General features: G+C 48.3%; 17 protein-coding genes. 1 reads left to right on the top strand and 16 read right to left on the bottom strand.

Going from position 1 to position 19,165, the window contains the following annotated elements; translation table 11 throughout:
- Nucleotides 1-14: 14 nt before the first annotated feature.
- The 9 genes from IPM09_00805 to IPM09_00765 form a co-directional block, all read right to left on the bottom strand.
- Entirely contained in the window at nucleotides 15-1,949 is a 1,935-nt protein-coding gene (locus IPM09_00805; protein QQS22074.1) for an alanine--tRNA ligase, read from the bottom strand.
- A 13-nt stretch (nucleotides 1,950-1,962) separates the two neighbouring features.
- Nucleotides 1,963-4,506 (bottom strand): leucine-rich repeat domain-containing protein, encoded by a 2,544-nt coding sequence (locus IPM09_00800; GenBank protein QQS22073.1) that lies wholly within the window; start codon nucleotides 4,504-4,506, stop codon nucleotides 1,963-1,965.
- A gap of 86 nt (nucleotides 4,507-4,592) precedes the next feature.
- Complete coding sequence (gene mnmA / locus IPM09_00795) at nucleotides 4,593-5,633, bottom strand: tRNA 2-thiouridine(34) synthase MnmA (GenBank protein ID QQS22072.1); 1,041 nt, start codon at nucleotides 5,631-5,633, stop codon at nucleotides 4,593-4,595.
- Nucleotides 5,633-6,247 carry a YdcF family protein gene (locus IPM09_00790; GenBank protein QQS22071.1) on the bottom strand — a complete coding sequence of 205 codons (615 nt, stop codon included), beginning with the start codon at nucleotides 6,245-6,247 and terminating at the stop codon, nucleotides 5,633-5,635. Before IPM09_00790 ends, mnmA begins: the two co-directional genes overlap by 1 nt.
- Nucleotides 6,244-7,386, bottom strand: a complete 1,143-nt coding sequence (locus tag IPM09_00785) for a cysteine desulfurase (GenBank protein QQS22453.1) — start codon at nucleotides 7,384-7,386, stop codon at nucleotides 6,244-6,246. The genes IPM09_00790 and IPM09_00785 overlap by 4 nt, the downstream gene beginning before the upstream one ends.
- A gap of 21 nt (nucleotides 7,387-7,407) precedes the next feature.
- Nucleotides 7,408-7,839 (bottom strand): hypothetical protein, encoded by a 432-nt coding sequence (locus IPM09_00780; GenBank protein ID QQS22070.1) that lies wholly within the window; start codon nucleotides 7,837-7,839, stop codon nucleotides 7,408-7,410.
- A 27-nt stretch (nucleotides 7,840-7,866) separates the two neighbouring features.
- Entirely contained in the window at nucleotides 7,867-8,205 is a 339-nt protein-coding gene (locus tag IPM09_00775; GenBank protein QQS22069.1) for a hypothetical protein, read from the bottom strand.
- Complete coding sequence (locus IPM09_00770; protein QQS22068.1) at nucleotides 8,202-8,960, bottom strand: TatD family hydrolase; 759 nt, start codon at nucleotides 8,958-8,960, stop codon at nucleotides 8,202-8,204. Before IPM09_00770 ends, IPM09_00775 begins: the two co-directional genes overlap by 4 nt.
- Before the next feature lies 1 nt (nucleotide 8,961).
- Complete coding sequence (locus IPM09_00765) at nucleotides 8,962-10,452, bottom strand: methionine--tRNA ligase (GenBank protein ID QQS22067.1); 1,491 nt, start codon at nucleotides 10,450-10,452, stop codon at nucleotides 8,962-8,964.
- Between the two features lie 77 nt (nucleotides 10,453-10,529).
- Between IPM09_00765 and IPM09_00760 the strand changes: the two genes are divergently transcribed.
- On the top strand, nucleotides 10,530-11,081 hold the full coding sequence (locus tag IPM09_00760) for a prepilin-type N-terminal cleavage/methylation domain-containing protein (GenBank protein QQS22452.1): 552 nt from the start codon (nucleotides 10,530-10,532) through the stop codon (nucleotides 11,079-11,081).
- A gap of 3 nt (nucleotides 11,082-11,084) precedes the next feature.
- Here IPM09_00760 and IPM09_00755 read toward each other — a convergent pair whose 3' ends face one another.
- From IPM09_00755 to IPM09_00725, 7 genes are all read right to left on the bottom strand, one after another.
- A complete protein-coding gene (locus IPM09_00755; GenBank protein ID QQS22066.1) occupies nucleotides 11,085-11,819 on the bottom strand; it encodes a polyphenol oxidase family protein in 735 nt (244 codons plus the stop codon).
- 2 nt (nucleotides 11,820-11,821) lie between these two features.
- On the bottom strand, nucleotides 11,822-12,589 hold the full coding sequence (gene rsmA, locus IPM09_00750) for a ribosomal RNA small subunit methyltransferase A (GenBank protein QQS22065.1): 768 nt from the start codon (nucleotides 12,587-12,589) through the stop codon (nucleotides 11,822-11,824).
- Nucleotides 12,589-13,788 carry a DUF348 domain-containing protein gene (locus tag IPM09_00745; protein QQS22064.1) on the bottom strand — a complete coding sequence of 400 codons (1,200 nt, stop codon included), beginning with the start codon at nucleotides 13,786-13,788 and terminating at the stop codon, nucleotides 12,589-12,591. Before IPM09_00745 ends, rsmA begins: the two co-directional genes overlap by 1 nt.
- A gap of 67 nt (nucleotides 13,789-13,855) precedes the next feature.
- Nucleotides 13,856-15,958, bottom strand: a complete 2,103-nt coding sequence (locus IPM09_00740; protein ID QQS22063.1) for a UvrD-helicase domain-containing protein — start codon at nucleotides 15,956-15,958, stop codon at nucleotides 13,856-13,858.
- A gap of 30 nt (nucleotides 15,959-15,988) precedes the next feature.
- Nucleotides 15,989-17,095, bottom strand: a complete 1,107-nt coding sequence (locus tag IPM09_00735) for a hypothetical protein (protein ID QQS22062.1) — start codon at nucleotides 17,093-17,095, stop codon at nucleotides 15,989-15,991.
- Complete coding sequence (locus tag IPM09_00730) at nucleotides 17,092-17,889, bottom strand: triose-phosphate isomerase (protein ID QQS22061.1); 798 nt, start codon at nucleotides 17,887-17,889, stop codon at nucleotides 17,092-17,094. The genes IPM09_00735 and IPM09_00730 overlap by 4 nt, the downstream gene beginning before the upstream one ends.
- Before the next feature lie 49 nt (nucleotides 17,890-17,938).
- Nucleotides 17,939-19,165: a phosphoglycerate kinase gene (locus IPM09_00725; protein QQS22060.1), complete on the bottom strand. Its 1,227-nt coding sequence runs from the start codon at nucleotides 19,163-19,165 to the stop codon at nucleotides 17,939-17,941.

Below are 19,165 nucleotides of genomic sequence, written 5' to 3'. Positions count from 1 at the left end.
TTGATTATCCGCTTTTAGCGCAACACCGCCTTTATGCGGCGGATGCCGGCTGAGCTGGCTTCTTCTTTGATGATTTTGAAGGTTTTGCCACCCTCAGCAAGCTGGCCGGTATGTTCGACATGCGGACCACCACAAATTTCAAAACTAAATGGGGTATCGCCTTCGCCAGCCTGATATACCTTTACCGTGTCACCGTATTTGTCGCCAAACGCACCAAGAGCGCCCTTCGCAAACGCTTCGCTCGTTGGGTATTCTTTCCAGGTCATCGGGTAATCAGCCGCAATTGCGTCGTTGACGATTGTTTCAACTTCGGCAATCTGCTCTGGCGTCATTTTTTCACCATGACTAAAATCAAAGCGTAGTCGATCGGCCGTAATATTGCTGCCGCGTTGCACCACGTGTTCTCCAAGTACTGTGCGCAGCGCTTTGTACATAAGATGAGTCGCCGTATGGTACTTCAAATGAATATCGTCGTGGCCTTCGAGCCCACCCTTAAACGTGCCCTTCTGTGCGGTCTGACTACGCTGGCGCTGCTCTTGCATTTTGCCGTCAAATTGCTGGCGCCAATCTTCGGGCAGCGAGATTCCCTGCTTAAACGCTTCCTCAACAGAAAGCTCAACTGGAAACCCATAGGTATCGTAGAGTGTAAACAGTTGCTCACCGCCTATCCATTTTGCCATAGGCTGCGTTTCGTGAGGCGAATTATGTTCAAACGTTTTGTTGGCCTCTGCCATACGCTCGAGCTCCTTCAGTCCTTTACGAAGTGTTTGTCGGAATACCTTTTCTTCCTTTACGAGTACCGCTACCACTTCGTCACGACGTTCGGCGACCTCGGGAAAATCGTTATGATACAGGTCGGCAATTACTGGTACTACTTCTTGCAAGAAATTTTGCTCGATGCCGAGGTCAAAGGAATGACGAATCGCCCGGCGCAGTAGCCGACGCATCACGTAGCCCTGCTCTTTGTTACTCGGTACACAGCCGTCAACTGCCAAAAACGTTGCTGAGCGAAGGTGATCGGCAATCACCCGCATACTTTCGGTATGTGACTCGTAATTTTTGCCGCTGAGTACTTGAAGCTTTTCAATAATAGGCCAGATTACACTTATACGGAACATGTCAGGGTTATTAAGGGCAGCCGCCGCGAAGCGCTCAAGCCCAGAGCCATGGTCAATATTTGGTTTGTCGAGTAACTCAAATTCACCCTCGGCTATTTTTTTGTATACCATGAACACATTGTTGCCAATTTCGATGAACCGACCACAATCACAGTTTGGATGACAATGTTCACCATAGCTGGTGTCGTGTTCGACAAAATCGAATTCATAAAACATCTCACTGTCGGGACCACACGGATCTCCGACTGGCGTGTTTGCTTCGTTGCCATTACGACTCCACCAGTTCTTGCTACCATCGTAATAGAAAATTCGCTCACCCGTTTTGATGCCACGCGCATAGCCATTGGCTTCTGAACCAATATCAGCTGCTTCGGCTTTTATACCTTGCTGCTCTAAAAGGCGCTTCCAGGTATCGGCTGCTTCCGTATCTTTGGAAATACCATACTCGTCGTTGCCGATGTAGCACGTAAAGTATAATTTAGTAAGATCGAGTTTTACGGTTGTGCTAATAAACTCAAACATCCATTCAATCTGCTGTACTTTGCCATAATCACCTAGGCTCCAGTTGCCTAGCATTTCGAAAAATGTAGTGTGACGGTTGTCGCCAATATCGTCAATGTCCTGTGCGCGGAGGCAAGTCTGGCTATCGGTAATTCGCACGCCTTTTGGATGAGACTCGCCTAATAGATAGGGAATCATCGGCTGCATACCACTGCCGGTAAATAGCGTGGTCGGGTCGCCGCTTAATACCAACTGCGCACGTGGTACAATCTCGTGTCCACGGTCGGCATAAAATTTCAAATAGGCATCACGGATTTGTTGAGCGTTCATCTCTGTTATTGTACTACACTTTTGTCCGAACGCCTAGCTTAAACCCGCTAGCACGTCGAGGCAATTTGAGTACCATTACCGTCCCAAGCAGTATTGCGGTCAGTCCCAAGACTATCCAGCCCACCACTGGGTTTCCTGTTGACGCAAGGCCCGTAGGCTGGTAGCAGAAAATATGATTATTGTTGCCTATACCCAACACGGCCGTCACGGGGCTTGTGCCAAGCAAGCGATAATCCGAAATATCTGGCGCAATAAAATCGTAGGTTTGACCGGCTTTGTAATAACCGGCATCAATTGCTTCTCTAACTGCCTGATCTTCAGCAGGAGTAGGAAATGATGGGTCTTCGGGTATCGGAACTGCTGGCCCGCGCTGAAAAACAAAATCGGTTCGCCCTGGCCCCACCGCGACTATAGTAGTTCGTAGGTTCACTGACTCTTGAGTCTGAAACTGTGTCGTTGCATAGGCAGGGTTAATGATAAAGCCAGAGAATGGGAAAAAGTCCACTGTATCTCCGTCGTTATTTTGGTCATAGTTAGTATAGCCTTCGTACGTAAACGTCGCCCCGCTAGCTAATCCCCTGGGATTAGTGGGATCTGCAGTGTACAGCTGTACATACCATATTGAATTAATTGCGTCAGCGGTTCGTGCAACATCGTTAGAATATAATTCATCTTGCAAATTAGCCATTGATGATTGAGCCTCAAACGCTGTAGGGTCGATAGCAACAACGCTAGTGGGAATTACCACATCTGTTATTGCGTTGTAGCCAAACGCATTCAAGTCAATTTGGGTCACACCTTCATGTAGTGTTACTGACGTGAGATGATTATGATAAAACGTATAGCCATTGACCTGGGAAATACCGGGGGGAATATCAACGCTTGTAAGAAGGTTGTCGCTGAATGCACCAAAGCCAAGGTAGGTCAATCCTGGCGGCAACGAAATAGACGTTAGCTGATTCGCGCTAAATGCCGAACCACCAATTGATGTAACTGTTTGTGGGATAGTAACCGAGGTGAGGTTACGGCTGCCAAATGCATTTCCACCAATCCCGATAATTGTCTGAGAAGCTATCACCTGCGGAATAACTATGTTACCCCCTGGACAGGCTGGTGCTCCAATAATATCACCAATCGTCCGGTAGTACGCAAGGATATAACCGCTCTGCACATTGAAACAATTATCATCAGGGGTTAGCTGACCAATTTGGTTGAGAGCCTGGCTAATAGTACGATCTGACTTGAAGAGTTGGCCGTCGGACATACCCAGATAGAGACGATCATTATAGACGGCGAGTGATCTTGGCAGATTTGATGTTGGGATTGTTGTCGATGTTACTTGCTGCCAACTTGATAGGTCATTCGACCGATAAATATTAGTGTCTGCCGTATTGCTATTGAGACTGAGTACGTAGAGATAACCGTCGCTCGCTGCGTACATATCGACAACCGTATCGTTGTTTTTAATAGTGATCGGGTAGCTATTTGTGCCATCAAACCGAATCAATTGCTGGTTGTACATCATGCCAATGCAGACAATGTTCCCAGCAAATACCACTGTCCCTTCGGCGTCTTGGTAGGGACACGCCGGCTCGGCAATTCCATTCGACCATGAAACTCCATCATAGACACGCAGGGGCGGCTGAGGTGCTGCATCGCGAGCTTGCATATATATACGCGAATTCATTGTTGCTCCCCAGTAATAGCGGGCTGCCTGGTTGTTTTGCGCCGGAACACTATCGTCGGTATATGCTTCGTTCCATGTCACGCCGTTGTCTGTCGAAAGCCAAGCGGTAGCTATTGAGCTATTACCGTAGGTAGGATGAGCTTTGGAACCCAGCAACCATAAATCGCTCCCGTCTCGAGAAACGATATCAAAGCTATGAATACCTGTAATACCAGTGTTTTGATACGTCCAAGAACCCGACTGATTGGTGGTGTAGCCGAGTGGATCACCCCCTTGGGGATCGGCGCTCGGAATGTAGAGTTTTCCATTTATTGTGCGGATTGTGTCTATAGACTCCGCAGGAATTGACAGCGCCACGCCATCAAATGTTTCCGTCGAAAGCTCAAACGGATTAATAGCCATTGGTCCGGTATTTGTATCCCAATCTCCGTAGCCCATGATCATTTTCGTACCGTCAACACCGAGTGTATGGATTTGCTTGCCAAAAGATGTTGGTTGTGCTGCTGCCTGGGGGTGAACGCCAACTGAGGTAAAGTTCATCGGACCTATGGCGGCGCGAACAGCAGTGGACGCGCTACCAGCTACTACGACCACGCATGCTACTAGTGTAATGATATACCCCTTGTATCCCGTCATCTCGTTTCCTCTTTTTGTGTCTGTGCGTACTGTGTTTGTAAGTATAGCATCCATAAGCGATTTTGCCAATAGAGCTACTGTTTCTTCAAACAACCTTGTGCTTAGCATATCGCTGTTAATAGTAATAACTGCGATGGCTGCCAAGACACACATGCCGTGTTCCAACGAATGCCCGATAAGACGAAAGCTTCTCGCTGGCGCAACGCGCACCGACAGAGCCATCACTAGAGGCATTGGGTTGCCAACAAGCTGTCTGCTTGTAGCAATTCACGTGTTATCTCACTGAAAATGAGGTTGTATTTGGCCAACGATGGATGATCTTACCTGACAACAGCGCTGCCTAAACATACATCATCTCGATAAAAAACTACTGACTGGCCAGGTGTTGTTGCTCGTTGGGGCTCTACGAACTCAAGCACTCCCTTGTGGGCAGTTTCTCCTAGTGAGAGTTCCGCCTCAACAAGAGCTGCTCTGTGACGAATGCGGGTGAGATAGCTATTTCCGGTAGGGATATTAACAATCCAATGAATCTGTTCAACCTCAATACGACGGCGCCACATTCCTTTGTCATTAAGATTAGTAGTGACATACACCTCATTTTTTTCCATATTTTTTCCCACAACATAGTATGGTAGTCCGCCGCCAACATCGAGTCCATGACGCTGTCCCAATGTGTAAAGAATTGCTCCATCATGCTGTCCAACCACTTTCTTTGAGTGTTCGTCAATGATCGGCCCAGTGCATGTCTCTACATACTGCCCCAAAAACTCTCGCATACCGACATTACCCACAAAACATACCCCCATACTTTCGGCTTTTTTTGCCGTCCAAAGACCCCTCTGGGCCGCCATGTTTCGTACATCAGACTTCAAAATGTTACCAAGCGGAAATAGCACTTTCTTGAGCGCGTCTCCAGACACTCGACCGAGAAAATAGGTTTGGTCTTTGTCCGTATCTTTCGCACATTTTAACATACCATTTTCGACCCTCGCATAATGCCCCGTGGCAATCATATCGGCGCCATCGTCAAGCGCGGTTTCGAGAAATAATTTGAATTTTACTTCCTGGTTACACATAATATCAGGGTTTGGGGTCCTGCCAGCTTGGTACTCTGCGATCATATAATCGACGACTCGCTGCTTGTACTCGGCTTCGAAATCATAGACTTTAAAATCAATACCAAGCTGGACTGCAACACGCTTCGCATCGGCTAAATCTTCGGCCCATGGGCAGCGCATACCAGGTAGGTCTTGGCTCCAATTTTTCATATAAATACCAGTGACGTCGTGGCCTTGCTCTACTAGTAAGGCCGCTGCGAGGGAGCTATCGACGCCACCGCTCATACCAACAAATACACGCATTAGCGACCAACCACCCCCATAGACAAGGCTAGTGATGCACCAAGTTCAGCTATCGCCACCCACCAGCCGTTCGGCGTTAGCCACCACCAAGCGCTCCACTGTGTGTCGGAAGTGGTGGGGTGAGCGCGAATAGTAACACTTGGTGCTCGACGTTCAAATTCGAGCATCGCCCTACGTTGATGATAAGGTGACGTGACGATAATTGCATTTTTGAGACCGCGCTCGATGAAAATTGATGTTGTTTGCTTGGCATTCTGATCAGTGCTCTCACTGAGCTCCTCGACAATAATTGCCGAAGCGACAACACCAGCATTAATCGCCCGCTGCTTCATCACTGCCGCATTGCTTGGCCCGGACTTATCGGCAGCCGCACCAGAAAAAATAAGTGTTGGTGCCCACCCAAGCTTATACAGTCGGATTGCTTCATCAACACGTGCATTGGTATCGCCCCCACTCACCGCTACAATCACATCTGCAGGCCCACAATTTGTATCAGCTGACGGTTTAAGTTCGGCACAGCCGCTTAAATCATCAGGACCGAGGTACCTACCAATGAGCCAGGCGCTTAGCAAAACTATAATGCCAAGTACCGCAAAAATCTTGACCAATTTCATCGAGATAGCCTCGCATACTCAGTGCGCAGCGCCTCGATAAGCAGCTTCGTTGCCATTGCAATCGAAGTAGTGTCGTTCAGTCGGCCAAGTGAAATACGTAAACTGCCGTCAGCAATTTCGGGTGTAACCCCGATTGCTGTTAATACATGAGAACGAGTGCCATAATTGGCAGCACAAGCACTGCCAGTTGCGACTAAAACACCTTTTGTCTCGAGCGCAAAAACAAGTCGCTCGGCATCGATGCCAGGGAATGAAATATGCAAATGACCAGCAAGACGCTTCTTGGTGCTGCCAGTTATGACTGCGGCCGGAAATTCCGTTATTAGTCGGGATTCAAGCTGATTGCGTAGTGTTGCTAATCGCACCGTCTCTGATTTTCGATGTTGTGATGCAAGTTCAAGCGCTGTCGCAAACCCAATGACACCAGCGACGTTTTCTGTACCGCTGCGCACTCCTCGTTCTTGACCACCACCGGCGATAAGTGGCCTTACTACAACATGGCTCGCCGTCCACAGCAACCCAACTTGCTTGGGACCATACAACTTACCAGCGTTTAGTGTCAGCGCGTCGACACCGAGTCGAGCGACATGAACATCGAGCTGGTTGACGCCCTGAGAAGCGTCGCAGTGAAAATAAATCGGTGTTAACTCACCTGCTTCGAGACGGCGGCGACGCTCGGCTCGCACAATCTCGCTGATCTCACGAATGGGTTGAATAGTGCCAAGTTCATTATTGGCGAGTGCTACAGTGACAAGCTGCGTCGTGGCTTTAATTGCTACACCGATCGTAGTCGGCTGCACAATGCCGCTCGACCCGACAGGTACAATCGTACAATCTCGATCACGCGTCGCAGCGAGGACAGCGTGGTGCTCAATAGCTGTTGTCACCACATGCCCGCTCGTACTGTGAACCATGAGATTTATCGACTCAGTGGCACCGGCAGTCACAATGACTTCGTCTGACTTCCCACCTATACAAACAGCAATTCGATGCTTCGCAGCTTCATAGTCACGTCGCACAGCTACCGCTGGTGCATAGGGACTCGACGGGTTAAAAAACAGCTCGCTAAGGTAAGGCTGCATGACAGCAGCCACACGACCGTCCATCGGTGTCGCCGCAGCATGATCCAGATAGTACATAGGTTTCGTCACTATGGAATATTATACCAATTTTTGTCCGGTTGCCGGATCACGCCCATATACTTCGCGAGCAACACGTTCATAGTACATGCGAATAGCGACCGCAAAGTTTTGTAACTCATCACCATCGAGATAACTATAGCGTGCACCTTCTTGCGTTTTAAGCACACCGTGCTGGTTGATCTCATACTTTACCGTACTGGTCTGTAGTTTGCGATCATCGCCAATCCATTCTTCGTGCCAAATCCATGTTGTGTGGTCAAGACAAAAAAATTCACGGCGATGTCCCTGGGGTACTGGGCCAAAAAGTTCAGCTCCGATAGCGCTTTCGAGTTTTAGTAGTTCACGCTCGGTGAGTGGTTTAAGTGGACGATTTTTAGGAATACGAGTCAGATCAAAATTTACATCATCCCCGATAAGCAGCTTCAGCGCTTTGTTGATAAGACTATTCATAACGTTTATTAGTACCTAGGCAGCGTCTCATTGTTGCAATTCATCAATCGCTTGGCGACGAAAACTAGTGGTATAAAAGCTAAATGCATAAAGTGTTTGAGGATTGGTCGGATCGACGAACCGTTCTGGTGTTGGTACTGTAGCCGCAGAGCGCAACACACCTGAACCAATTTCAATACGACTATGGTCGACTACCGTTGGATCAACATCATGCCTTGGTGCTGCGTGCAGCAAAGCTTCGGCAAGCGCAGCCTCCGAGAGTCGCTCACCGACAGTAGACGGGCGAGTCGTCGCTTCGAAAGGATACGAAACTACCTCTTGATCAGAGGGTATACGGTAATCATCGATGCCTATTGTAGTTGTCATAGTGATATCCCAAATAGTTTCGTGGCGTTTACTGTAGTGGTACTAGTCACATCTTCAACAGGCACGCCTTTTAACATTGCCTGATGCGCTGCAACCCTCTCCACATACGCCGGTATATTGATTTTACCACGAAATGGCACTGGAGTCAAGAATGGCGCATCTGTTTCGAGGAGAATGTTGTGTAATGGCACCTCTTTATACAGCTGCTGCTGGGCTGGATCTTTCGTAAAGGTGCTGATACCGTTTATGCCAATAAAAAGTCCTCGGTCTATTCCCTTCTGCATATTAACCGCTGTATCGGTAAAACTATGTAAAACGCCCCTAACGCCCGGAATGGCATCGAAGATCGGCCAAAAATCGTCAAACGCTTCGCGAACATGAAAGCTCACCGGCAAATTGTAGTGCTTGGCAAGTGTTAGTTGTTCTTTAAGCGCCCGCTGCTGGGTCGCCACTGGACTATGGGAATAGTAGTAGTCGAGTCCGATTTCACCAATGCCAACTATTTTATCATGCCCCTCAGCAAGCAACCTAGCAATACCATCCCACCCCCGCTTGACTTCGTGAGGGTGCACACCTACAACCGCATACACGCCGTCGTTCGACTCGGCAAACTCTACTGCTTCACGCGAGCTACGTTCATCGGTTCCGACAGCGATCATAACAACACCTGCCTCGCGTGACTGAAAGTAGGCTTGTTCCCTAGACTCTGGGTAAAACTCACTATCGTGAATGTGACAGTGTGAATCAATAAGCATACTACTTCCCTGTTGTTCGCGGGTCTACGGTATGAAGGTAAATTTTTGGAAATAGCGGTTGCATATCACTCGGCACTACACCAGTATCAAACATATGGTGAATGGTGGCCGCAGTTGACGGCATAAAAGGCGTCAGAAGGTCAGCGATTTGAATCAGGGTACTGGCAGCATACGCCAACACTTCTGCTAAATGTTCATTTGCCTCGGTGTCTTTGTCTCGGTTCTTGGCAATCTCCCAGGGTTTTACATGTTCGAGATATTGATTAAGTGAGCGTACCGTTCCCCACACTTCGTCGAGGGCTCGGTTAAATTCAAATGCACGCATTGCTTCGCGGTATGGCCCCATATCGTGTTCGGCTTGTGGCGCATCACCAATTACTCCGGCTTGGTAGCGCATGAGCATCGCTGCCACGCGCTGCACTAGGTTGCCAAGGTCATTACCGAGCTCGCTGTTGTAAGCTGTTTCAAACTTTTCCCAGGTGAAATCACCATCGTCCTGAGTTGGCACGTGTCGGCTGAAGTAGTAACGAAAGGCATCGGTGCCATAATTTTTTATAACGTCATTTGGTTCGACACCGTTGCCCAATGATTTGCTCATTTTTGTGCCACCAACATTCACGTGACCATGCACCAGCAATACTTTGGGAAGCGGTAGATCAAGCCCCATGAGCATCGCCGGCCATATACCTGCATGAAACCGCAAGATATCTTTGCCTACCACTTGAACGTCTGCCGGCCAGTAATCTCTCCACGATTCGTTGTCAGGATACCCAAGCACTGTAATGTAGTTGCTCAGTGCGTCGAGCCAAACATACATCACTTGGGATTCATCGCCTGGTACACTCACGCCCCATGCCAAATTTTTGCGCGGACGCGATACCGATACATCCTTGATACCGTCTTTTATGAGTTCCAAAAACTCACGTTTTCTAAACTCCGGTACGATTTTCATTCGATCTTTTTCGATTGCTTCACGTATTTGTTCACTAAATTGACTTGCCTTAAAGTAATAGTTGTCTTCGCTGAGGCGCTGGTAGGGCGATTGATGATCAGGACAGGTGCCATTGTTTTCAGTTGCCTCTTTATCGGTAACAAAATTCTCACAACCCTGGCAGTACCACCCCTCATAGGACCCTTTGTAGATAAGACCAGCTTTTACAAGTTGCTGCCAAACATACTGCACAGCACCTTTATGATGACCGTCAGTTGTACGGATAAAGTCGGTGTACTCGACACCAAGTGCGCTAATGAGCTGCTGAAAATTACCATACATACTGTCGACGTACACCTGTGGCTCTAGCCCTGCCTCTTTTGCCTTGGCAGCAATTTTATTACCATGCTCGTCGGTTCCAACCTGATAGCGAACTTCGTGGCCGTTTTGTTTTTGGTAGCGTGTCCAAATATCGGCGAGAGTGTAGTCGAGGGCATGACCAATATGTGGCACGCCATTGACGTACGGAATCGCAGTACAAATATATAGCTTCTTTCCCATTGACTGTCATTATAGCAGGTGCAACTCCTTAAGTTCCACACCTTGTTTGGAGTGATAATGCCCGCTATACTGATAGTATGCAAAAAAGCAGAACCGGTTTTACGATTATCGAACTCGTGGTGGTTGTGATTGTCGTCAGTATTCTCGCAACGATTGTCGTCGTTTCCTATAACGGCTCACAGGCTCGTGCTCGCGATGCCAGGCGCCGAACTGATGTCGCCAATATCGTCAAGGCCCTCGAGCTTTATTACAATGACAATGGTAGTTACCCTACTACATCAGGTTCGACTGCGATGACAATTAACTGGTTCTCATCGAACGATGCGAGCTGGTCGACATTTAATACTGCGCTTGTTAACTCAAACGCGATCACCTCACTTCCTGTGGATCCGCTTAATGTGCCGTCATCGGGAGCGGCCAATACCGGTGTTTCATTTGGCACCGGCAACTACAGCTACGCACTCTACGTTAATAAGCTGAACTACTGCGGCTCAGCGCCAGGACAGATGTATTTGTTGCTATATCGTCTCGAATCGGAACAAGCACAGCCTACATTCACCGATGGTTCTTGCGCAAGCAACGAGCTTGGTTCGGGCTACGGCACGGCGTACTATCGATCAGTAAAATAGTTGTCAGATAAGTTGCACTAGTACTGCAAATCGCTGTGATGTATCACCTTGAGAATGAGAGAAATATTCACCACGCGCTGCGGTATTGATTGAAGAGCGATGGATGTTATGAGGACTTAGCCCTTCGCGCTCAAACACGGCCGCATTATGCCCTTGTAAATCGACAAAGTACTTCCCGTCGCGCTTATCAACAAATTCGTACCACTCTTCGCCATCCGCTGGATCAAAGTAATCAAGCTGGTAGTGCGACTGCTGGACACTAGGTGCCATCCAAACAATCAGATCAGTCCGGTGACTGCCGAAACCCGCAAAAGCACGAATCGTTTTAGCAATCAGTGAGGTGAGTGACGAGTGTCTACCAAGATGAAGGAGAGCGACAATATGAAGTTTGGGGTCGTATACGATAGTTGCTGCGCAGTCTGCCACCGGAAGCAGCAAGCCGACCCCCCGCTCACGCGTAATAAGCCCATCCGCTTTTATTTCCGGCATGTAGCGCGTCGTGTCTCTGTACGTAACTTCGCGGAGCACATCGTAGGTTTGTTCGTGATTATACAGGATACGCTGATATACAACGTGCGCATAATCACTCCCAGCAAGCGCACAGAATCGCTTACGATTTGCAATAATTGCCGGGTGATGAATACCTAGCGTTTTATCAAGGACAGTACCGTCGCTTTTTGACGAAAGTGCCGCTATGAGGTGATCGCCGAAACATTGAGGCTGATCCGCAGTAATCATAATTACAGTGCATCCTTTGCCAACCGATGCCAATCATCGAGCGATAACTCTTCAGCACGAAGGTCTGGATCAATCCCCGCATGACGCAGTAATTCTTCGGCCTCGAGTTTTGTGATGGCCAGTCCAGCGCTAATTGAAGAGCGCAATTTTTTACGCTTCGCCGCAAAGCCGGCTTTCACCACACGAAAGAGCGCACGTTCGTCTTCTGTGGCCACTAGTGGTGCAAGGCGGGTTGTCAATATTACCACCTGAGAGTCAACTTTTGGCGGTGGCGTGAAATACGCCGCAGGCACGACAATACCTAGCTCTGCCTTCGCATACAGCTGTGCGCTCACGGCGAGAATGCTCATATTTCCAGGCTTTGCAGCGATCCTTTCGGCGACTTCTTTCTGCACCAACAGTACTGCGACCGAGGGCTTGTTGGCGGCAGTCATAAGCTTCTCAACAATCTTACTGGTGATGTAGTAGGGCACATTGGCTACTACTTTATAGCCATATGGTAGCTGATCTAGATCAAAATCAAGAATATTTTCGTGAATCACGGTCAATCGCTTACCCGGAAACTGACCGGGTAATTTGCGCGCTAGCTCACTGTCATACTCTACTGCTACGACATCATGTGCATGCCGTAGTAATTCGCTCGTCAAGGTTCCAAGACCAGAACCGATTTCGAGTACGGTGTCGGTCGACTGTAAAGCACCGCTGGCAACAATTTGTTGCAAAATAGTACGATCTTTGAGCCAGTGTTGGCCAAGAGATTTATTCGGCATTACTGCGCAGGTGGTTTATTTGATATGCCAGTTGAGCGATAGCAGCCTGGGTTTTGTGTTACGAGTCCGGCTGTCATATTCGTATTAGCAATAATCATAGCATCTTGATCGGCCGGAGCAGCATTGGATGGTAAAATGCCGACCAGATCGCCACGACCTGTTTTACTGGCAACACTATTCCATGTGGAAATCATGAACTGATAGGCACCGTAGAAACCATTCCCCGTATTCGTGTCGTACCTGCCATGGGTTTCACACATCCTAAGCGCATAGAGCCATTCGTTCAGACTGCCACTGTAATTGTTTTTACCCCCAATCACCACGACTTCTTTTATGGGTTGTTTGGTGGTAATCGCGCTATACTCCTTTTTCTCAACCTGCACGCCATTATGCATAACGATTCGATATGTCACTGTCCGTTTTCCCACACTCCCCTCGGTCTGAACCTTCCGGTAGGATTTGTCTTGGTCCATATCATAAATTTCTTGAGAATCATAAGCGATATCTTCTTCGACTGTCAACATTTGCTCACCGTTTTTCCATAACTGTATTTCCATGCCAGCTGTAATTGGTGTGGTAGCGGCAGGCAAGACAGTATCGTCACGCTCTGGTACAATATTTTTTGATTTAAGCATCGCCCCTACTGTTTGCTCTTGAGTATATGTTTTAATCGTCTTGCCATAAAACACAAACGTTATGGGTGTCGCATAGCGAATTGTCAATATCTCAAATAGTCCATCGCTCATAATATCGGTCGCTCGACTGAGCGTGAGTGTATCTTCATCATGAAGTGTTATGCCTACCTGCTCGGCAATCTGCCTAGCAGTACGATACGAAGTAACAATGCGAATTTCGTTTTTACCGTCACGAACAATTACTGGCCGTGCCCGGTAAATGTTGACTTCGTATGAGCTGGCGACAAGTTTTTCGTCGAGCCCTGGCTCAGTACGATCGTTTTTATCAAGTCGAACTTTTGCTTCAGTGAGTGCCTGGCGGAGTGTCGATGCTTTTGTTATAAAGCCCTTTTCCTTACCGTCGTCATGAAGCGTGATAATGTGGCTCGCTACAGCTGGTGCACCCGCACCGACCGCATAGGCATTTCTGACCGAAGTTCCCGCAATAACGGCAGCCGCACCAAAAATAAGTGCGCTAATGACTATCATGTGTTTTCTGTGTGGTGTAATTGAGATTTCTGCCATAAACTCCGAACTCTTTCTCGCGAGTACGTATGTCTGATTATAGCAAGAATTCCCAGTGGGTAAAAGCTTATCGCTTTTCTAAACGTGCATATTCGATGTTGAGTTTTTTGCGCCCACCGCCCACGAACAGAACGGTCACTGCCAGGCCATCAATATCCACTATCTCGCCATCGCCAAACTGTAGAGAACGCACCTGGTCACCTACGACGAAATCATTGATCGCGTCGGTATATTCGTACGATTGTGTGGTGCTGTTCGGCACCGCCAGCACGGCATGCTGGCCGATATCGTCTAGAAATCGGGATGGCCGCGCATAGCTACGCTGGCCAAACTGTAACCGACTCTGGGCGTAGAGCATATGAAGTTCTTCGCGCGCCCGAGTCATGCCAACATAGCAAAGGCGACGCTCTTCTTCCAGCTGCTTTGGACCTTCCTCGAGCGCCCGCATACTCGGGAAGAGACCTTCTTCCATACCAACCATAAATACCACTGGAAATTCGAGCCCCTTCGCGGCATGCAGTGTCATGAGACTAACTTTTTCATCGTTACTTTCTACATCGACACTACTCATAAGCGCAACTTCTTGAAGGAAATCGACAAGCGATACAAATGATTTCGCGTCACTCACCAGTACGCTCAGGTTTGCTTCGCGGTCCTCGCCGCCCGGACTGCCATCGAGTATATATTCAAGATACCCTGTTGAAGAAATTACCCTATCTATTATGTCACTCGGGTTGGTCTCGGCAATAACCAGCCCTTGCAGCTCGCGTAATTTTTCGCCAAGAAGCATAAATGCACGCTTTGCCTTCGGGATCAGTTGCGATATTTGCTCTGCATTAACAAGCGCCGCAATGATATCCATTCCACTCTCATTCTGCCATTTTATAAACTTTTCAAAACTAACCATACCAATACCCCTTGCGGGCGTGTTCACGATACGGCTAAAACTCATGCGGTCATTGGGCTGGTATAGTAGACGAAGGTAGGCAATGATGTCTTTAATTTCTTTACGATCATAAAAACGCGTGCCTCCAACTAATTGATAAGGTATATGGTGTTGCAAAAGCGCACGCTCAATAGCAAAACTCTGCGCATTCACTCGATACAACACCACGAAGTCACCGTAGTTACGCGTACCCATACTCACCTGCACACCAATGCGACTGGCGACGGCATACGCTTCTTCGACTTCGTCATAGACCGCTTGAACCTGCACCGGTGAGCCCTTGCCGACTTGTGTCCACAGTCGCTTATCGGTACGTTCGATGTTTTTTGTAATCACACTGTGTGCTGCCTCAAGTATCGAAGTTGTCGAACGGTAGTTTTGCTCTAGTTTAATTACCGTCGCACCAGGAAAGTCGGTTTCAAACCGCAAAATATTTTTAAAATCCGCCCCACGCCAACTGTAAATGGATTGCCAATCATCACCTACCACACAAATATTATTCTCACGATTTACTAGCGCCTTCACAATCGCATATTGTGCAGCATTGGTGTCTTGATACTCATCGATAAATATATGAGCAAACTGTGAGCGATATTTTTCACGCGTCGCCGGCGATTTACGCAGCAACCGGACTGTTTCGATAAGCAGATCGTCGAAGTCAAGGGCGCGGGCGGCCCTACGAAGCACTTCATAGTGTGCGTACAGTTGTGCAACCAGGCGTTGAAATGGGTATTCGACCGACTGGGCATATTCTTCCGGCGAAAGTAGATCGTTTTTCGCACTACTAATGGCTGCGCTCACCGCGCGAGGCTTCACTTGCTCTGCGCTAATCGATAATTCTTTCATGGCCTGCTTGATTAATCCCTGACGGTCGTCTTCATCATAAATAACGAATTGTGGTGATATTCCAATGGCTTTGCCATCAGTACGCAGTAGGCGAACACATATTCCGTGAAACGTGCCCATCCAGGGCATGAAATGACGAGTGTTTTCCTGACCGGTCAGCACCGCAAGCCGTTCGCGCATTTCACGAGCAGCTTTATTGGTAAAGGTAACCGCCAGAATTTGATCAGGCCACACGCCTGCATGCGCCAAGAGATGAGCTATCTTATGCGTTAGCGTCTTAGTTTTGCCGCTGCCGGCACCCGCCAAAAGAAGCAGTGGCCCGTTCGCATGAAGTACGGCCGACGTCTGCGCATCATTAAGCCCCTCAAGAATATCCATCTTGTTATTATAGCTAATTCAACACTAAGGTTATGTTGTGAAATAGAAATATGCTGCACCGCCCAGTATGCTCAGTATGACAAGGGCAAGGAACCAAATAACCCATTTCCAAGCAGATGACTTCTTTCTCGGTTTTTCGAGCGGTTGAGCATGAGTGGAAGTGTCATAAATTGGTGTGCTCGGCTGATCTTCGGTAGGTGGTTGCTCGCTGTATTGCTGAGGGGTTTGCCCATGAGAAGTGTTATTTTCCGTGCCAAGCCCCGCTTCTAGAGTCTCCTCTTTGGTATTTGATGACTCAAGAGCAATAACCTCGCTTTTCAACTCATCAGGAAGTTGCACAGGAGGTGGCGACTGGAGATCGGCATCGACTACGTCGGCCACTGAATCCTGGGACACAGTATCCGCTTTATCAGGATTTGATCGATCAAGGAAAGAAGCGTCAGCCGTATCAGACAGTGCACCGAGAGGGCGCTTTTCAACTTTTGCGTCCGGGAGAAATGGCGAAGAAAGTGGCTCGGTATCATTGGTGGTAGCTTCAGTACTTACCTGTTCGTTGTACGATTGATCAACCTTAGCAGAAATTTCCGGTGTGATACTACCACTTGACTGACTCATTGACGCCACATCAATCGGGTCGGGCCATTCATTTTTCACAGCCTCCATACTCGTTGTGTCGACCTCATCTTTAGCGTTATCGTCCACCTTAAGCACGGGTTTCGTTTCGACTAGCTCGGACTGTCGGTTTTCGTTGGTTACAGGATCATCGATAGAAATTGCCGATTGTTCACCAGGGGGTGTTGATTCGGCTTTTAGGGATGAGTTTGCTGGAGTGATTGTAATTCCCTGACGGTGAGCAGGTGTAGCCACAGTGGTTGACTTCATGTCTGAGGATGGATGCATGACGTCCATAAATTGACCACGGCGCTTAACTGCTAAAGAGGGGTTGGGCTGGCCCACGGGAGAACTGGTAGATGTTGAAATCTCGTCACTGGTTGGTGACGCGACCGGTGTTGGGTCATCAAGCGTCACAACCTTGTCTTCTGGATCGTCTGCAACCACACTGCGCTTTGTGGTATCAACACCCGACATTAGACTGTTGACTGCTTTGTCTAGCTCTTCAAAGTCGAGTTCGGTCATTTCTTTTTCTCCTTTAGTTGAGTGGTATGCGCAGCATCAACAATAGTAGCAAATGCATGTGCGTCAAGACTCGCGCCCCCCACTAATACTCCATCGATACCTTTCGTATTTAAAAAGCTGGCAGCGTTGTCGGTATTGACACTCCCACCATAAAGTACACGGACTGAGCTAGCAACATTTTCGCCAAATAGGTGTTTGACCTGCGAACGAATAGCTTTGACAATCCTCTCAATCTCGGCAGGCGTAGGAGTTTCATGTGATTCAAAATCTTTGCCATTACTAAGCGCCCATACTGGTTCATAGGCGATGACAAGTGAGGCAGCTTCTTCACTCGTAATGTTACTAAGACCGCCAACTAATTGATCATGGATAACGTCGCTGGTTTCACCCACCGCACGCTCGCCAGCAGTCTCCCCAACACACAAGACTGGAGTGATACTGTGACGATAGGCTGCTTGCACTTTATTGCGAATATCTTTGCCAGATTCGTTGAATATGTGTCGGCGCTCGGAATGCCCGACAATTGCATAGCGCACAAGACCTCGTAATTGATTGGCCGAAACTTCTCCGGTAAAGGTGCCGTCATCTCGCCAATATAGATTCTGGGCAGCGAGCTGGAAATGATGCGAATGAGCTTGTAGAGAAACGGACTGGAGGGCGAGCATCGATGGTGCAACTACCACTTCGACATCTCGGTGATTTGCCACTAGTTTTGCCAAAGCATGCACAAGCAAACTGGACTCACCGACGCTGAGGTTCATTTTCCAATTACCGATGATGAGTTTTTTGCCCACTATATGTGCTACTACTTATGCTTTTACTATTGTTAGTGTACTCTATTTTTTAGTGTGCGTCTAGCAAGCTTTCCACACCTGGCAGCTTAAGCCCACTCATAAGCTCGAGGCTCGCACCACCACCAGTTGAAATATGGCTAAATGTCTTGTTGTGTTTACGGCTCCAATGGATAGCAAAATCCGCCGTATCACCACCGCCGATTATTGACTCTATCTTGTCGTTATCTGCTAGCCGTGCAGCAAGCGCTTCGGACGCTGTTGCAAAAGCTGGAATTTCAAAGAGACCAAGCGGTCCATTCCATATCACCGTTCTCGCTTTGGTCACGATGTCGATCATTCGCTGGGTTGATTGAGGTCCAATGTCGAGCGCTAGGCCGTCGGCTGGTACATGCGCCACGGGTGCCTCGGTACGGGTTGCATGTGGCGAAGTTGATCGCCCAATTCCCACATCGGTGGGAAGGACAATATATCGATCGACATGCTCGGCGCCGACTTTACGGCCAGCAGCCTGGTAGAGATGTTCGATGATTTCAGCTTGGCCATCCTCGATCTTACTTTTACCCACATGGTAACCTTTGTGAGCTAAAAGCGTATTAGCCATTGCGCCACCGATAATAATCGTATCTGCGACATGTTCAAGCGCTTCAATCACTTTGATTTTATCACTCACTTTAGCACCGCCCAGCACTGCTACTAGTGGCTTTGCTGGATGTTTCATGGCGTTTGTAATTGTCGTTACCTCGCGTTCCAGCAACAAGCCAGCGACACTTGGTAAAAATTCAGTAATTGCCGCTGTTGACGCATGCGCGCGGTGAACTACCCCAAATCCATCTTGTACAAAATAGTCTGCGTTACTGTCAGCCGCTAATCGCTTGGCAAACGCCTTGTCATTCGCTTCCTCTTCGGGGTGAAAACGAAGATTTTCCAGCACAATTACGCTTTTCACTGGAGCCCGTTTAATTGCCATTGCAACTTTAGGGCCTACACAGTCGTCAACAAACCGTACCGACTCTCCTAAAAGCGCAGCCAGCTTTCTGGCTGCCGGTTCAAGGCTAAATGCTGGGTCACGCTTACCATCGGGTCGACCTAGGTGACTAATAATAACAACTTTACAGCCTTCTTCTAGCAGTAACCTTACTGTTGGTACACTACTTCGAATGCGGTAATCGTCAGCCACTGCGCCCTTATGTGTTAGCGGTACGTTATAGTCGGCTCGAAGCAAAATCGTCTTGCCTCTTAGCGGCAACGATTTTATGGTTCGTTTAGTAAAAGCCAT

It is taken from the genome of Candidatus Saccharibacteria bacterium, assembly GCA_016700015.1.
Classification (GTDB): Bacteria; Patescibacteriota; Saccharimonadia; order Saccharimonadales; family Saccharimonadaceae; genus Saccharimonas.
Note: the sequence above shows the minus strand (reverse complement) of the source record. Positions and strands in the feature narration are given on the sequence as shown.

Coding starts and splice junctions, on each gene's coding strand:
- IPM09_00790 (QQS22071.1), bottom strand. CDS start 6,247: ATGAAATTGGTCAAGATTTTTGCGGTACTTGGCATTATAGTTTTGCTA.
- rsmA (QQS22065.1), bottom strand. CDS start 12,589: ATGCCGAATAAATCTCTTGGCCAACACTGGCTCAAAGATCGTACTATT.
- IPM09_00775 (QQS22069.1), bottom strand. CDS start 8,205: ATGACAACTACAATAGGCATCGATGATTACCGTATACCCTCTGATCAA.
- IPM09_00770 (QQS22068.1), bottom strand. CDS start 8,960: ATGCTTATTGATTCACACTGTCACATTCACGATAGTGAGTTTTACCCA.
- IPM09_00805 (QQS22074.1), bottom strand. CDS start 1,949: ATGAACGCTCAACAAATCCGTGATGCCTATTTGAAATTTTATGCCGAC.
- IPM09_00800 (QQS22073.1), bottom strand. CDS start 4,506: ATGCCTCTAGTGATGGCTCTGTCGGTGCGCGTTGCGCCAGCGAGAAGC.
- IPM09_00740 (QQS22063.1), bottom strand. CDS start 15,958: ATGGATATTCTTGAGGGGCTTAATGATGCGCAGACGTCGGCCGTACTT.
- mnmA (QQS22072.1), bottom strand. CDS start 5,633: ATGCGTGTATTTGTTGGTATGAGCGGTGGCGTCGATAGCTCCCTCGCA.
- IPM09_00765 (QQS22067.1), bottom strand. CDS start 10,452: ATGGGAAAGAAGCTATATATTTGTACTGCGATTCCGTACGTCAATGGC.
- IPM09_00785 (QQS22453.1), bottom strand. CDS start 7,386: ATGTACTATCTGGATCATGCTGCGGCGACACCGATGGACGGTCGTGTG.
- IPM09_00745 (QQS22064.1), bottom strand. CDS start 13,788: ATGGCAGAAATCTCAATTACACCACACAGAAAACACATGATAGTCATT.
- IPM09_00725 (QQS22060.1), bottom strand. CDS start 19,165: ATGGCTTTTACTAAACGAACCATAAAATCGTTGCCGCTAAGAGGCAAG.
- IPM09_00735 (QQS22062.1), bottom strand. CDS start 17,095: ATGACCGAACTCGACTTTGAAGAGCTAGACAAAGCAGTCAACAGTCTA.
- IPM09_00755 (QQS22066.1), bottom strand. CDS start 11,819: ATGATTACTGCGGATCAGCCTCAATGTTTCGGCGATCACCTCATAGCG.
- IPM09_00780 (QQS22070.1), bottom strand. CDS start 7,839: ATGAATAGTCTTATCAACAAAGCGCTGAAGCTGCTTATCGGGGATGAT.
- IPM09_00760 (QQS22452.1), top strand. CDS start 10,530: ATGCAAAAAAGCAGAACCGGTTTTACGATTATCGAACTCGTGGTGGTT.